This window comes from Mesorhizobium sp. P2_H9 (assembly GCF_056403215.1).
In genome coordinates, this window is sequence record NZ_JBFUFX010000011.1 from 112,379 (window position 1) to 126,391 (window position 14,013).

Genomic DNA, 14,013 nt, shown 5'->3' on the forward strand with positions numbered 1-14,013 from the left:
AGGGCGCCGCAAGGCGCCCTTTCGGCAGCTTGCGATCCCACAGGGACTTGGCGAACCGATTGATCTAGACCGCTGAACCGTACAGATCGTAGGCGTCGGCGCGATCGATTTTGACGGTGACGATGTCGCCTTGGCGCAGCGGACGCCGCGACTGGATATGCACCGAACCGTCGATTTCGGGCGCATCGTATTTGGTCCGGCCCTTTGCCGACGTGCCATGCGCCTCGTCGATCAGCACCGGCAGGCGCTTGCCGACCTTCTTGGCCAGCTGCGTCGCCGAAATCTTCTGCTGGCGCTGCATGAAGCGGTGCCAGCGCGCTTCCTTGATCTCTTGCGGCACCTGTTCGAGGCCGAGATCGTTGGAACGAGCGCCCCTGACCGGCTCGTATTTGAAACAGCCAGCGCGGTCGATCTTCGCCTCATCCAGCCAGTCGAGCAGCATTTCGAAATCCTCGTCCGTCTCGCCGGGGAAACCGACGATGAAGGTCGAGCGTATGGCGAGATCGGGACACACTTCGCGCCAGCCACGGATACGCTCCAGCGTCTTTTCGCCATGCGCGGGACGGCGCATGTTCTTCAGCACCTGCGGCGAGGCATGCTGGAACGGGATGTCGAGATAGGGAAGGATCTTGCCCTCGGCCATCAGCGGGATGACGTCGGCGACATGCGGGTAGGGGTAGACATAGTGCATGCGCACCCAGATGCCGAGCTTGCCAAGTTCCTCCGAAAGATCGAGGAACTTCGCCCGCACTTCGCGGTCGCCGAACATCGAGGTCTGGTACTTGATGTCGATGCCGTAGGCGCTGGTGTCCTGCGAGATAACAAGGATTTCCTTGACGCCGGCCTTGGCCAGTTTTTCCGCTTCGCGCAGCACATCCGCCGCCGGCCGCGAGACGAGATCGCCGCGCAGCGCCGGGATGATGCAGAAGGTGCAGCGGTTGTTGCAGCCTTCCGAAATCTTCAGATAGGCGTAGTGGCGCGGCGTCAGCTTCACGCCTTGCGGCGGCAACAGGTCGATATAGGGATCGTGGCTGGGCGGTGCCGCCTCATGCACCGCCGCCATCACGCTCTCATAGGCCTGCGGGCCGGTAATGGCGAGAACGTTGGGGTGCCGTTCGCGGATCACGTCAGGTTCGGCGCCGAGACAACCGGTGACGATGACCCTGCCATTCTCCGAAAGTGCGGAACCGATGGCGTTGAGCGACTCGTCGCGGGCCGAATCGAGGAAGCCGCAAGTGTTGACGACGACCAGGTCGGCGCCGTCATGCTTGCGCGCGATCTCGTAGCCTTCGGCGCGCAGGCGCGTGATGATGCGCTCCGAATCCACGAGGGCCTTCGGGCATCCAAGGCTGACGAAACTGACGCGAGGGGCAGACATAGCGGTTTTCCGGGTTTTCAGGATTGGCGGCGCAGTACCACACTTATTGCGGCATTGGTATGGGCGCGCCGCAGATGCGGCGAAACGCACGGCATCTGCCTTCGAAACGAATCTATCGAAACCGCGGAGCCGGTGGCTTCAGCCCACCGCGGCGTTCACATGCGGCAACACTTCCACCACGCCGCGATAGACCATGTCGACGGCGACATAGAGGATGATCGCCAGGCCGATATAGGCGATCCAGCGGTGGCGATGCAGCAGCTTGGCGATAAAGCTTGCAGCCAAGCCCATCAAGGCAATCGACAGCACAAGGCCTATGACCAGCACCGGAAAATGATCGCGCGCCGCACCCGCGACCGCCAGCACATTGTCGAGCGACATCGACACATCGGCGACGACGATCTGCAGCGCCGCCTGGCCAAGCGTCTTGCGCGGCGCTTTGCCGGCCACCATTCTGTCGCTGTTGAGGTCGGAATCAGACAGCGCCTCGGTCGCCTCCAGCTCATCGGCATGGGACGTGCGCAGCTCGCGATACATCTTCCAGCACACCCACAAAAGCAGGATGCCGCCGGCAAGCAGCAGTCCGACGACCGCCAGCAGCTTGACGGTGATGGCGGCAAAGCCGATGCGCAGCACCGTTGCCGCCAGCACGCCGACGAGGATAGCCTTCTTGCGCTGTTCGGCCGGCAAGCCGGCGGCGGCCAGGCCGATGACGATGGCATTGTCGCCAGCGAGCACAAGGTCGATGGCAATGACCTGAAGCAGGGCGGTCAGGCTGGCAGCGCTGAAAATGTCCATCGACTGGAAGTCCCTTGCTCGTTGGCCGAGTGTGCGTCGTCGGATATCCCGACGCCCTAACGTGGATACTTCCTGCGCGTCAAGACACCGCCGGAAACAACATCAGCGCGTCAGGCTTTTGCGGCGGCAAAGCGGCGGACTACGACGATCGCCGACAGCGGGTGAAATACCGCTTCATCCCGGCAAATCCAATCGTAGAGGGCGAATTCTAGTCGTAGAGGTTGTATTTCGCCCAATCGGTTTCCGGGATCTCGTCGCCGATCCGGTAACGGAGCTGTAGCACTTCCATATGGTCCGGCGCCGTTTCGCATTTGAATTTCAGCCGGTACCACTGCCCCTTGCTGCGAAAGGCAGCCCCTGGGCTCTTGATTGCGTCGGCGCCCATTTCGGGCGTCGAAAAGGCGTAAGCGACGACACGATCGGCTTTGAATTTGCTGTCGTCATGCGTGATCCGATCCAGAACTTCGGCGTCACATCGCTGTTCGAGGCGGGTTTGCGGGTCTAGCTTCAGCAGGCCGGCGCGTAGCGCACTGTCCATCGCGAAAGCCGGAAAACCCAGCGTCACCGACGCCAGGACCATAAGGCAGAGCTTTTTCATGGGCGCGAGAAGCATCATATTTTGTCGGAGAAATCAACTATGTGCCGTTCTGGGGCGCGTCCGATCCGGTCAAACCATCGTGTTCGTGGGGAAGGGGCCGGCTCATGATCAGATCAGGAAACGGGGCAGCACGCGACTTCAACCGGCTGTAGAGCCGGGCAAGCCGCAGACGAGCAAGGGTCAACCCAGCGGCTTTGCCGATGAGTGCGGCAGCGGCGAGATAGAGCAGGATGCACCACCAGGCGAGGGCGCCGTCGAACCCCCTGAGTAGCCCGAGCAGTATGGATCCGACAAGGACGGCCATGACGGTGACCGAGCCCTGTTCGCAGCCGCAGGCGAAGTAAGCGCGGTTCAACGCGCGCTCGGTGCCTTCATCGGCGAGCGGGCCGGCCAGCCGGATGCGCCGGATAGCCGGCTTGCCGCTACGCAGCTGCTCCAGGCTGGCGAGGCTGTCTACTATGTACTCCATGGTGGTCTTCTCCCCAAAGCACGCCGCGTGCAGACGGCGGCGCGCTTCAAGCCCTTGTTTTCATGCATGTCGTCCCAAAACCGCTGCGCGCTTTCGGGCGACCTGCATCAAGGAAAGATCTTGTCGAGCGCTTCGGGCGTGGTGGTGATCCACTGCCACACCGCCTCGGCGTCGGCACGGGTGAAGTTGGCCTCGCCGCTGCCAAAACCGTAATTGCCGATCGTCTCACCCCAATTGGTGCCGAGCGCCGGCTTCCACATGATCTCGGCCGGGCTGGTGTGCCCGTCATGGTTCAGTCCGACATAGTGCCCGATCTCGTGGATCGCGACATACTGAAAGACGACTTCCGGGAAGCGGTCGCGGAAGGTGGTGCCGGTCGGGCTGCCGTCGCCCAGGGCCGGTCGAAACCATGAAGTCAGGCCGTGCAGACTGGTGCTGACGTAACCGAAATGGGCAATCACCGGCACCACACGCAGGTCCTCGTCACGGTCGGGGCGACCCATCAGCCGCAACAGGTCTTGCTGCACGGCATCGTCGTTTTCGTCACTGGCGAGCGGGACGAAGCGGGACTCGGTCACCGCGACCTCGCCGATCGACGGCCATGTGAAGTTGATGCCGACCTGAAAACCCTTGCGCTGGGCAAGCTCCAGTCGATTGCGGAACGCATCCCGCTTGATCGGGTAGGCGGTGAAGGAAGGCACGGCGCCGGCGCCGAGTTCGAGGAAATCGTCGAGATCGGTTTTCGTCACCGTCGTCCTGGTGCCGGTGTAGACGACCTCGCCCTCGAATTGTTCCCAAGCCGCCTTACCCTGGCAGTCGGTGAAGCGCCCGGCGACAGCGTAAAGATTGAGGGCGCCGGAACGGTGCAATTCACGCAGGAACTCGCTGGAGTGAATTGCCATGCGACGCGGCGCCAGTTCCATGGGCACGCCGATCGGAGCGCCGCCCAGGCGTGCTCTTTCTTTCGAGCGCGCCAGCCGGTCCGGATCCCTGGCCAGTGCCGCCGACAGGGCGTCGTCGATGATGGTTTCAAGACCGCGTTTGTCGATGAGCTCGCTCGGGCCGACATAAAACACCATGCCGAGCAGGCGCGTAACACTGGTGATCACCCGCAGGACATTGAAGATGCCCAGTCCTTTCTGGATGCGGCACCAGTCCAGACTGAGGATGCCGATGACCAGATCGCGGATGCCTTCGACGGTATCGCGCACCCAGTCGACCACATCGGCCGCCCAGTCCAGCAGGCCTTCGAGGGCGCCGAAGATCGCGCCGAAGAAGGCGCAGGCGCCGTCGCCGAAAATGCAGAAGGTGCGGCCCAGCGAGCCCAGAAGGTCGCCGACCTCGTGCAGGATTTCGGCCACGTCATCGAGCAGCGACACCACCAGTTCGAACACATCGTCGACCGCGTCGACGACGTCGTTGACCAGGTCCCAAAGGGCCGAGAACGCCTTCACCGGATCCTCGAACAGGCAGACGAAGAAGGTGACGAGCCGGGTGATCACCTTCAGCACCAGTTCGACGACGATGCCGACAACCGTGGTGACGATCTTGCAAACCAGATGCGTGACCCATTTGCCGATGGTGACGACGACCCAGGTGACGACCCGGACCACGACGGTAACCAGCCAGCAGAACCACTTGTTGCAGCAGGCGCACCACCAGTCGCAATCCTGCTCGCGGCAGCGCTTTTCCTGCTTGCTGACCCAGTTCTCAACCGGCTGCTGCACCTGCTCCTCGACCCAGGTGGTCACATTCTCGCAGGCTTCGCGCGCCTCGGTGATGAACCGCTCCACGGGAGCAAGGACATTCTCGGTGACCCATGTCGACACTTCACGGCAGGCCATGACACTGTCCCTCCTTGGCCAGGCCAACCGCTGAAGTCCGATCAGCCTCGGCCCTCATCTGTGACATCTAGGCGATCGAGCGTCTGTGACCTGCTTCTCAATCCAGCCTCAGGGGCAGCACGCCAGATTGCCGACGGCGCGTGCCGATGCGGCGGGCCGGAATGGCGAATAATTCCGTATTCATTATTTTGCGCTAATAGATCCGTTCGCGGACCTTGGCTGGTCAGCGGGGGAGCACCAGCATGCAGCACAGCGCCACCTTCAACATCTTCCTGCCGGTGGCGCTCGTCATCATCATGCTGGGGCTTGGCCTGTCGCTGAAACTCCAGGATTTTTCGCAAGTCCTTTTGCGGCCGAAAACCTTGCTGGTCGCCCTTGTCGTGCAGATCCTCGTGCTGCCGGTCGTCTGCTTCGGCATCGTCTCCGTTTCAGCACTGCCGCCGGCAATCTCGGTCGGAATGATGCTGCTCGCGGCCAGCCCCGGCGGACCGACGGCCGTGCTCTATACCCACCTTGCCAAGGGCGACACGGCGCTCAGCCTGACGCTGACGGCGATCACCTCGCTGGTGGCGTTGGTTTCAGTGCCGCTGATCACCAATTTTTCGCTGCAGCATTTTTATGGCGCCGGACAGATCCTGCCATTGCCGGTCGACAAGTTCCTGCAGTTTTTCGCCATTGTCCTGGTTCCGGCTGCGATCGGAATTGCGGTTCAGCACCGTTATCCCACGCTGGCGGACCGCCTTGAGCGCCCGGTCAAACTGCTGGCGACGCTTTTCCTGGCGGCAGTCGTTATCTTTGCGGCGGTCAGCCAATGGGACGTGATCGTCACCTGGGGGCCGGTCGTCGGCCTTGCCGCCCTGGCCTTCAACCTCGCAAGCATGACGATCGGCTATGGCATACCGGTGCTACTGCACCTCGAAAGGCGGCAAGCGGTCGCCGTCGCCATGGCCACCGGCATCCACAACGCCGCCTTCGTCATCACGCTCGCGCTCAGCGAATTCCTGCTCAACAATCCCGAGATGGGCGTGCCGCCGGCCATCTACGCCCTGATTGCCTACATCACCGCCGCAGCTTTCGTGTTCATCCTGAACAGATCGGCCAGATAGCCCAAGTCTTTGCAGACGGTTTGCCGCGGCGGCGCGGATACGCGATCCTTCTGCGAATGACGATCCAGAAGGCACCGGAAGGCGCTTTGCGCTCTGGAGGAGAACCGCTCAACTTAGAGATTGGAGTAGCCGGCACCTGCGGAACTCTGGGTGGGCCTTCCATAGTTCCTTGATTTCAGCTCGCGCCAGGCGATCGGCACAAGGATCTTTTCTTGCTGTTGTTTATCGGCGCGAAAACAAATTGCCGGCTACTTCCGTCATTGCAAAGAATCGGAATGGAATTTTTAGCCGTTCATTCACATGTGCATGCTTTCTAATAAGCTATGTCATTCAGCGCCTTCACCCGAATCCGGTTTGGTCTGGGCCGCCTAAAACGGGCCACGAACGCGAATGTTGCCATCATCTTTGCGTTCACCTTGCCGGTTGTGGTAGGCGGCGCGGGTTTCGGGGTCGAGACCTCCTATTGGTATTACAGCAGCCTCAAACTGCAGGCAGTCGCGGATGCCGCAGCCTATGCTGGCGCCCTGGAAAAGATTTCCGGCTCCAATACGCCCACGATCGTCTCCGCCGCGACGCTTTCGGCAACGTCCAATGGTTTTGCGGCGCCACCAGGGACAATTAGCGTTTTCACACCGCCATCATCCGGTCCAAACGTCGCAAACAAGGCGGTCGAGGTCATCGTTCACCAGGACCTGGATCGATATTTCACCGCGATATTCAACCAGGGGCCCGTTCCCGAACAGGCAAGAGCGGTGGCTCTCATCACCGACGCTTCAAAAGCCTGCATTCTGGCGCTCAATCCCTCCGCGTCAAAGGCGGCACTTTTTTCGGGCAGTGCCACTACAACACTGACAGGCTGCTCCGTCATGTCGGATTCGATAGCCGCGGACGCCATCAAGCTGCAAGGATCGGCAAGTCTGAACGCCGATTGCCTGATATCGGCAGGTGGCGTCTCTCTGAGCAACCCCATAACGACCGTCTGCGCCGCGCCGATCACCCAGGCGTTGCCTGCCGCCGATCCTTTCGCCAATTTGCCGGCGCCAGCAGCCACAAACCCCTGTCAGAACACCAAGCCGTCGACCCTGCAGCCCGGAACCTATTGCAACGGACTCAGTTTGAGCGGCAATGTGACCCTCAAACCCGGGGTCTATGTAATTCAGGCCGGTGATTTCAAAGTGAACGCGAACGCCCAGATTTCTGGTGACGGCGTCATAATTTATCTCGCCGGAAGCTCGCGTGTCAGCCTGAACGGCACCGCCACGGTCAAACTCAGCGCCCCGACCACTGGCATCTATTCGGGAGTGCTGTTTTACGGAGACAGGACCAACCTTGGTGGACAGGACACGTTTAATGGAACTGCGAGTTCCTTGCTAACCGGCGCTCTCTATTTTCCATCGCGACAAGTCAACTATCTCGGCAATTTTTCAGGCACGGGTGGTTGCACACAGGTCGTCGCCGACACAATACAGTGGTCCGGCAACAGCACCATCAAACAGGACTGCACCAGCCTCGGAATGAAAGACATTCCGGCGACGCAGTCCGTGCGGCTTGTCGAGTAGCAAGATGGGCCGGCATGCCGCCCTAATTTTGCGGAACAAGTCCGGTATTGCCGCCGTGGAATTCGCGATGGTGCTGCCCATCCTGTGTCTTGTTCTGCTCGGTATCATCGACGGCTGGTCTTTCGTCACGAGCTCCTTGTCGATGCGCGCCGGCGTCAAGACGGCGGCAAATCTCCTGATGGCCGGCGCGGCCAACGACACGGCCACACAGGCGATTGCCCTTTCGAGTTGGGAAAACCATCCTAACGACGCACAGGTCACCATGGCGCGGCAATATATGTGCGGCAGTACGGTGGTGGATGCGACGAGCCTCTGCGCCGGGCCAAAGGTGCCGACGATTCTCGTTCAGATTCAGGCGACGGCCACCTGGGCACCACCTTTCGTCTTTGGCAGTTTCATGGATCCCCGCACGATCAGCCATCAAGAGGTGATCCGTGTCCGCTAGACAGACCGCGCGTGGATTGCATCGAGACCGATCCGGCGGGGCGGCGCTGGAGTTTGCGCTGATCGCGCCTATTCTGGTGATGCTTTTGTTCGGGATTTTTGCTTTCGGGTGGTCCTTGAATGCGGAGTCCAGCGTTCGCTACACGCTGGAGGCGTCCTCACGTGCGCTGCAGATGAACAATTCGCTTACACAGAGCGACATTCAAGCCATCGCTACGCAAAAACTGTTGACGTTAGGATTGAAGGATGTCGCGGTCACGATCGTAATTGATGCCGCCAGCGGAGGTTTCCGCATGGCTCATCTTACCGCCGACTACGCCTATGTGATCGCGTTCCCGTATTTCGATCAATACCCCATTAATTACTCAACAACCGTCACCGTCCCGCTGGTCGCCAACTAAGGTACCGCCGGCTTTCGTTGAGTTGGCCGCGCCCAACCCAGACTGCATGACGTCGATCCGGCGGATTCCGAATTTGATGCGACTTGCACACGCGGGGCCGCCCCTCCTGGGGCTGTCTGTCGCTAGTAAAATGACAGATTATGCAAGCAATTCAATGGCATGTGGCGGAGGGAGTGGGATTCGAACCCACGGTGAGCTTGCACCCACGCCGGTTTTCAAGACCGGTGCCTTAAACCGCTCGGCCATCCCTCCAAGGCTTCGTTGGCTTTTCCGGTTTTGCAGCGACCTTTCTTTGATCTCTGTACCCGTTTGCTACTGAATGGCCTTTGGTGCCTTGGCCTTTACCGCGCGCCGGATTGCAGCGTCAACCTGTTCTGCGGCATTTGGCTGCATTCCTGGCATGAGATACGGAAGAGATCCAGCGTAATGCCGATCGAGGAACGGCCGTGATGTGCATGCCGCATGCTCGGTCTATCGCCGGTCGAGCGCCGAAAATCCACATCCGATCCAGACTGGTCGCATTGGGTCGCCGGCGGCGTACATTATCCAGACCTGCGATTGCTTGGGAGGAAGCGCGACTGCTTGGGTGGCAAGCTCGGCGACTGACAGGCAGGCGGCAGCCCAACTGCCCTGGTCGGCGCCTATGTCGGGCCTACGCACCTTTATGCGGAACAACGCGTCGGGATCCTGGTCGTCAACGACGATGGCTGGGTAGAGGCCGTACATTTTCTGCGGCGGCATTGGCGCGTCTCCGTCGTGTCGCACATCAACACATCGCGAAATGGAAAGCCATCATCAACCGGCAGGCCGGGCAGGGGTGCGCCACAATCTCGCCCGGTTCCGGACATAATCGGTTAATACGCTGATAAACAATTCCTGCGCACAAAGGGATTGGGGATCAGGGCGTTACGACATTTGTCGGATAAGTGCTCTGGCGTCTTTGGACGCGCAAATGCAGCGCCTGTGTCGAGACTGTAGGGGACGTCAGAAAAAATGCAGACCACGGCGCGCCTGCGTCTTCGTCGCGCTTCCACTTTCGTGCTGTTCGCGGCGTCGGCTGCCTTGTTGGCCGCTTGCGCATCGCAGCCGCAACCGAAAGCCATGGTCGACAGGAAACCCCGCTCCAAGGAATATTTTGCCGAGACCGAGTATGGCGTGAAAGCCAGCCCGCGCGTCCAATACATGCGGCGCGGCGGCGGCCGCGACCAGTTGGGCAAGCCCTATCAGGTGCGCGGCAAGTGGTATTATCCCAAGGAAGACAAGCACTACGCCAAGGTCGGTCTGGCCTCCTGGTATGGTGACGCATTCCATGGCCGGCTGACCGCCAATGGCGAAGTCTACGACATGACCCATCTGACGGCGGCGCATCCGACCATGCCGCTGCCGAGTTATGCCCGCGTCACCAACACCGAGACCGGAAGCTCGGTCATCGTGCGCGTCAACGACCGCGGCCCCTACCATGAGGGGCGCATCATCGATGTCTCGGAACGCGCCGCCGAAATGCTCGACTATGCCAAGGTCGGCACGGCCAGGGTCAAAGTGGAATATATTGGCCGCGCGCCACTCGACGGCGATGACGACCAGTACCTGATGGCTTCCTACCACCCCGGCAACAGGGCGCCGGATCCGTCCGACGGCCTGCCGACCGGCGTCATGGTCGCCATGAACGGCCCGTCGCCGAGCCTGCCCGTAGACGCCACGGCCGTGGCGTTTCCCGGCGAGTTGACGAACACCGGACAGGCATTCGAGGCGCAGCCGGCCCTGTCGGCTCAGACGCCGGCGTTCGACGATGTGACGCTGCCTGAGTTCGGGCCGATCGTGCCGGAGCGTCCGGAAATCAACATGCCGCGCCAATCGCCGTTTGCGGTGGCGTCACTGGGGTATGCGGACGAGCGCGTGCATCGCGCCTCCGACGTCTTTGCCGCGCTCGACGGCGACGGCATGTCGCCCGCCGACGTGCTGCAGTCGTGGAAGCGGCAAGCCCTGCCAGCCGCTTCGGCGACGGACTATGTCGCGGCGGGTTCGTTCGAGGATGCCGCGGAGGCGAAGCGCGTGGCGGCTGAGCTTGCCGGCTTCGGCAAGACCGAAATCCAGCGCTCCGAGCTCGACGGCAAGGACTGGTATTCGGTCAATCTCTATCCCGACGGCCACCGCAGCCTGGACGAGATGCTGCAGGCGGCATGGTCGCATGGCGCGCCTGACGCGCTCGTGGTGCGCAACTGATCCGAAAGCCGGCCGGTTTCCCGATCGGCGGTTGATCCGCCGGGAAAAAGCCTGATAGCCTTGCAAAGCTGGCGCCACGCCGGCTAACGGGTCGAATCTCTCATGCGATTTCGCTTATCTCAGCCTCTCGCCGGGCTCCTGGGTCTTGGTCTTCTGCTGCTTTCGCTGGTCCCTGCGGACGCGCAGCTTTTCGAGACCAAGGCGGCACAAGCCTTCATGATCGACGCCGAAACCGGCACGGTGCTGTTTGCCAAGGATGCCGACAAATTGATGCCGCCGGCGTCGATGGCCAAGCTGATGACCATGGAAGTGGTTTTCAACGCCATCAAGTCCGGGCGCATGGGGCTCGAGGATACATTCGTGGTCTCAGAGAATGCCTGGCGCAAGGGCGGCGCGCCGTCGGGCACGTCGACGATGTTCGCAAAACTGAAATCCTCGATCCGGGTCGAGGACCTGATCCAGGGTATCACCGTCCAGGCCGCCAATGATGGCTGCATGGTGCTGGCCGAAGGCATGGCCGGATCGGAAGAGAATTTCGCGGCGCAGATGACCGAGCGCGCCCGCCAGATCGGCCTGCAGAAATCGACCTTCGTCAACTCGACCGGCCTGCCGGCCGACGGCCAGCAGACGACCGTGCGCGAGCTTGCGCAGCTTGCTTTGCATCTCTGGCGCGATTATCCGGACCTCTACCGCTACTATGGCCAGGCGGATTTCACATGGAACAAGATCGCGCAGAGGAACCGCAACCCGTTGCTGGCGATGGGTATCGGCGCCGACGGGCTGGCGGTCGGCATGAGCGAGGCGTCAGGCTTTGGGATCGTCGGCTCGGTCAGCCACGATGGCAAGCGGGTGATCGCGGCAATGAGCGGGCTAGCGAGCGACCGCGAGCGCTCCGAGGAAGCGCGAAAGCTGCTCGACTGGGGCATTCGCTCCTTCGAGAAGACCGAGATTTTCGCCAAGGACGAAGTGGTCGGCGAGGCCCAGGTTTTCGGCGGCGCCAAGTCCGGCGTGGCGCTGAAGGCCAAGGGGCCGGTCGACATCTTCCTGCCTATCACCAATCGCGACAAGCTGACGGCGAAGATCGTCTATAGCGGGCCGGTCGCCGCACCGATAGAGGAGGGGCAACCGGTTGGTGCGCTGCGCGTCTGGATCGGTGACACGCTGAGCCAGGAGACGCCGCTTTTTGCCGCCGAGTCGGTTGGCGTTGGCACGCTGCCGCAACGGGCGCTGGATGCCGCCAAGGAACTGGCCGTCGGCTGGCTGCGTTAGCAGCGTTCTGGTGGACCTTCCCTCCAACCGGGACTAATACGGTTGCCGCAAGCATGGACAAAGGTTTTCGATTGGCGCGCGGATTTTTCATTACCTTCGAAGGCGGCGAAGGAGCAGGCAAGTCGACGCAGATCGAGCGGCTGGCCAGGAAAATGCGCGCCAAGAAATACGATGTCGTCGTCACCCGCGAACCGGGGGGATCGCCGGGCGCCGAGGCGGTCAGGCATGTCCTGCTTTCCGGCGCTGCCGAGCCGTTCGGGCCCAAGATGGAGGCGCTGCTTTTCGCTGCCGCCCGTTCCGACCATGTCGAGCAGGTCATCCGGCCGGCGGTCGAGCGCGGCTCGATCGTGCTTTGCGATCGCTTCCTGGATTCCTCGCGCGTCTACCAGGGCGTCACCGGCAACCTCGATCCGGCGTTCATGGAGGCGCTGGAACAGGTCGCCATCAACGGTATGGTGCCCGACATGACACTGATCTTCGACATCGATCCGACCGAGGGCCTGCGGCGCGCCACTGCAAGGCGCGGCGCGGACGACGGTCCGGACCGTTTCGAAAAGGAAACGCTTGCTATCCACCAGCGCCGCCGCGAAGCCTTTCTGGCGATCGCCGCAGCGGAACCGCAACGCTGCATCGTCATCGATGCGTCCGCCGATCCCGATACGGTGGAAAATGTCGTCACATCAGCCGTGTTCGCAGCGCTCGAGACAATATCGCCGGCGCACAAGCGACAGGCGGCGCCGGCATGATCTTCGAACGCATCGCCCCTGAACAGCATGACACGCTGGACGGCGTGCCGGAGCCGTCGGAAACGCCGCGTCTGGTCGGCCATCTCAACGTGGCTAACATGCTCGCCGCCGCCTATCGCTCCGGAAAACTGCCGCATGCGCTGATCTTTGCCGGGCCGGTTGGCATCGGAAAGGCGACGCTCGCCTTTCACCTGGCGCACCACCTTTTGAAGCACCCGGCCTTCGAATATGCGCCCGAGACCTTTACCGTTCCCGATCCGGCCTCATCGCTGTTTCGCCAGATCGCCATCGGCGCGCATCCTTCGGTGCTGCATCTGACCCGGCCGGCGAACGACAAGACCAAGAGCTTCAAGACGGTCGTCACCGTCGATGAGATCCGCAAGGTCAGCCGCTTCCTGTCGCTGACCTCGCATGACGGCAGCTACCGCGTCGTGATCGTCGATCCCGCCGACGACATGAATACCAATGCCGCCAATGCCTTGCTGAAGAATCTTGAGGAGCCGCCGGCACGCACTCTGTTCATCCTCATCGTTCATGCTCCGGGCAGTCTGTTGCCGACAATCCGTTCGCGCTGCCAGATGGTGCGGCTGACGCCGCTCGGCGCCGAGGATTTGATGACCGTGCTGGAAAGTGTCGAGCCGCCACCACCTAGGGATCCGGCGGCGCGTGCGGCACTGGCCGAACGGGCAGGGGGCAGCGCCCGCAACGCGATCCTGTTGACGCAATATGGCGGGCTGGAGATCGCCGGCACGCTCGACGCCCTCGTGGCGGCGAGGAAGACCGATGTCACTGGCGCATATCGCCTTGCCGAGGCGGTCGCCGGCCGCGACCAGGCGATCCAGTTCGACATCTTCAACCGCCGGGCGCTCGATCTGCTGTCGACCAGCGCCAGCGAGGCAGCCTTGGCCGGCGATCTGGCGCGGGCAAAAACGCTGTCGGATGCTTGGCACGAGGCGCTGAACGCTATATCTGAGACCGATACCTACAATCTCGACAAGAAGCAGCACGCCTTGACCATGATCGACCGCCTGAATTCTGCGATGCGAATGTGACGGTTTCTTTGATGCATGCCGGTGCCCCAAAACCGGGGCCACTTTTGGGCGGCATGCATTGACCCGGGATGGCAATCGCCGTCTCGATGCGATATCCACCGCCACACCTTCATTCAGACATTCATG

Annotated in this window: 14 protein-coding genes and 1 tRNA gene; 8 read left to right on the top strand and 7 right to left on the bottom strand. The window is 61.7% G+C overall.

Annotation, left to right across the window (positions count from 1 at the left end; translation table 11 throughout):
• Positions 1–64: 64 nt before the first annotated feature.
• From rimO to AC1DXN_RS21680, 5 genes are all read right to left on the bottom strand, one after another.
• On the bottom strand, positions 65–1,378 hold the full coding sequence (gene rimO, locus AC1DXN_RS21660; protein WP_477246931.1) for a 30S ribosomal protein S12 methylthiotransferase RimO: 1,314 nt from the start codon (positions 1,376–1,378) through the stop codon (positions 65–67).
• A gap of 138 nt (positions 1,379–1,516) precedes the next feature.
• A complete protein-coding gene (locus tag AC1DXN_RS21665; RefSeq protein ID WP_477246929.1) occupies positions 1,517–2,176 on the bottom strand; it encodes a TerC family protein in 660 nt (219 codons plus the stop codon).
• Between the two features lie 208 nt (positions 2,177–2,384).
• Positions 2,385–2,792 carry a DUF930 domain-containing protein gene (locus tag AC1DXN_RS21670; RefSeq protein WP_477246927.1) on the bottom strand — a complete coding sequence of 136 codons (408 nt, stop codon included), beginning with the start codon at positions 2,790–2,792 and terminating at the stop codon, positions 2,385–2,387.
• 19 nt (positions 2,793–2,811) lie between these two features.
• Positions 2,812–3,243, bottom strand: coding sequence for a hypothetical protein (locus tag AC1DXN_RS21675; protein ID WP_477276104.1), 432 nt, complete (start codon positions 3,241–3,243; stop codon positions 2,812–2,814).
• 107 nt (positions 3,244–3,350) lie between these two features.
• Positions 3,351–5,087 (bottom strand): hypothetical protein, encoded by a 1,737-nt coding sequence (locus tag AC1DXN_RS21680; RefSeq protein ID WP_477276102.1) that lies wholly within the window; start codon positions 5,085–5,087, stop codon positions 3,351–3,353.
• Between the two features lie 242 nt (positions 5,088–5,329).
• On the opposite strand from AC1DXN_RS21680, the gene AC1DXN_RS21685 reads away from it, so the two are divergent.
• The 4 genes from AC1DXN_RS21685 (at position 5,330) to AC1DXN_RS21700 (ending at position 8,597) form a co-directional block, all read left to right on the top strand.
• Entirely contained in the window at positions 5,330–6,193 is an 864-nt protein-coding gene (locus AC1DXN_RS21685) for a bile acid:sodium symporter family protein (protein ID WP_477276100.1), read from the top strand.
• 323 nt (positions 6,194–6,516) lie between these two features.
• Positions 6,517–7,752, top strand: coding sequence for a pilus assembly protein TadG-related protein (locus tag AC1DXN_RS21690; RefSeq protein WP_477276098.1), 1,236 nt, complete (start codon positions 6,517–6,519; stop codon positions 7,750–7,752).
• Positions 7,753–7,756: 4 nt separating this feature from the next.
• On the top strand, positions 7,757–8,197 hold the full coding sequence (locus tag AC1DXN_RS21695) for a TadE/TadG family type IV pilus assembly protein (protein WP_477276096.1): 441 nt from the start codon (positions 7,757–7,759) through the stop codon (positions 8,195–8,197).
• Entirely contained in the window at positions 8,187–8,597 is a 411-nt protein-coding gene (locus AC1DXN_RS21700) for a TadE/TadG family type IV pilus assembly protein (RefSeq protein ID WP_477276094.1), read from the top strand. The genes AC1DXN_RS21695 and AC1DXN_RS21700 overlap by 11 nt, the downstream gene beginning before the upstream one ends.
• Positions 8,598–8,759: 162 nt before the next feature.
• Here AC1DXN_RS21700 and AC1DXN_RS21705 read toward each other — a convergent pair.
• Positions 8,760–8,849: transfer RNA gene (locus AC1DXN_RS21705), tRNA-Ser, on the bottom strand.
• A gap of 219 nt (positions 8,850–9,068) precedes the next feature.
• Positions 9,069–9,338: a phage baseplate assembly protein V gene (locus tag AC1DXN_RS21710; protein WP_477246807.1), complete on the bottom strand. Its 270-nt coding sequence runs from the start codon at positions 9,336–9,338 to the stop codon at positions 9,069–9,071.
• 252 nt (positions 9,339–9,590) lie between these two features.
• Between AC1DXN_RS21710 and AC1DXN_RS21715 the strand changes: the two genes are divergently transcribed.
• The 4 genes from AC1DXN_RS21715 to AC1DXN_RS21730 all read left to right on the top strand — a co-directional run bounded on the left by AC1DXN_RS21715 (position 9,591) and on the right by AC1DXN_RS21730 (position 13,887).
• Complete coding sequence (locus AC1DXN_RS21715) at positions 9,591–10,820, top strand: septal ring lytic transglycosylase RlpA family protein (protein WP_477276092.1); 1,230 nt, start codon at positions 9,591–9,593, stop codon at positions 10,818–10,820.
• 102 nt (positions 10,821–10,922) lie between these two features.
• Positions 10,923–12,089 carry a D-alanyl-D-alanine carboxypeptidase family protein gene (locus AC1DXN_RS21720; RefSeq protein WP_477246803.1) on the top strand — a complete coding sequence of 389 codons (1,167 nt, stop codon included), beginning with the start codon at positions 10,923–10,925 and terminating at the stop codon, positions 12,087–12,089.
• Between the two features lie 71 nt (positions 12,090–12,160).
• Positions 12,161–12,835, top strand: coding sequence for a dTMP kinase (gene tmk, locus AC1DXN_RS21725; RefSeq protein WP_477276268.1), 675 nt, complete (start codon positions 12,161–12,163; stop codon positions 12,833–12,835).
• Positions 12,832–13,887, top strand: a complete 1,056-nt coding sequence (locus AC1DXN_RS21730; RefSeq protein ID WP_477276090.1) for a DNA polymerase III subunit delta' — start codon at positions 12,832–12,834, stop codon at positions 13,885–13,887. Before tmk ends, AC1DXN_RS21730 begins: the two co-directional genes overlap by 4 nt.
• Positions 13,888–14,013: the final 126 nt, after the last annotated feature.

Bases quoted from the DNA above. Each gene is read 5' to 3' on its own strand.
- AC1DXN_RS21695 (WP_477276096.1), top strand. From the start codon at position 7,757: ATGGGCCGGCATGCCGCCCTAATTTTGCGGAACAAGTCCGGTATTGCC.
- AC1DXN_RS21730 (WP_477276090.1), top strand. From the start codon at position 12,832: ATGATCTTCGAACGCATCGCCCCTGAACAGCATGACACGCTGGACGGC.
- AC1DXN_RS21675 (WP_477276104.1), bottom strand. From the start codon at position 3,243: ATGGAGTACATAGTAGACAGCCTCGCCAGCCTGGAGCAGCTGCGTAGC.
- AC1DXN_RS21685 (WP_477276100.1), top strand. From the start codon at position 5,330: ATGCAGCACAGCGCCACCTTCAACATCTTCCTGCCGGTGGCGCTCGTC.
- AC1DXN_RS21690 (WP_477276098.1), top strand. From the start codon at position 6,517: ATGTCATTCAGCGCCTTCACCCGAATCCGGTTTGGTCTGGGCCGCCTA.
- AC1DXN_RS21670 (WP_477246927.1), bottom strand. From the start codon at position 2,792: ATGATGCTTCTCGCGCCCATGAAAAAGCTCTGCCTTATGGTCCTGGCG.
- AC1DXN_RS21680 (WP_477276102.1), bottom strand. From the start codon at position 5,087: ATGGCCTGCCGTGAAGTGTCGACATGGGTCACCGAGAATGTCCTTGCT.
- AC1DXN_RS21720 (WP_477246803.1), top strand. From the start codon at position 10,923: ATGCGATTTCGCTTATCTCAGCCTCTCGCCGGGCTCCTGGGTCTTGGT.
- rimO (WP_477246931.1), bottom strand. From the start codon at position 1,378: ATGTCTGCCCCTCGCGTCAGTTTCGTCAGCCTTGGATGCCCGAAGGCC.
- AC1DXN_RS21665 (WP_477246929.1), bottom strand. From the start codon at position 2,176: ATGGACATTTTCAGCGCTGCCAGCCTGACCGCCCTGCTTCAGGTCATT.
- AC1DXN_RS21715 (WP_477276092.1), top strand. From the start codon at position 9,591: ATGCAGACCACGGCGCGCCTGCGTCTTCGTCGCGCTTCCACTTTCGTG.
- AC1DXN_RS21710 (WP_477246807.1), bottom strand. From the start codon at position 9,338: ATGCCGCCGCAGAAAATGTACGGCCTCTACCCAGCCATCGTCGTTGAC.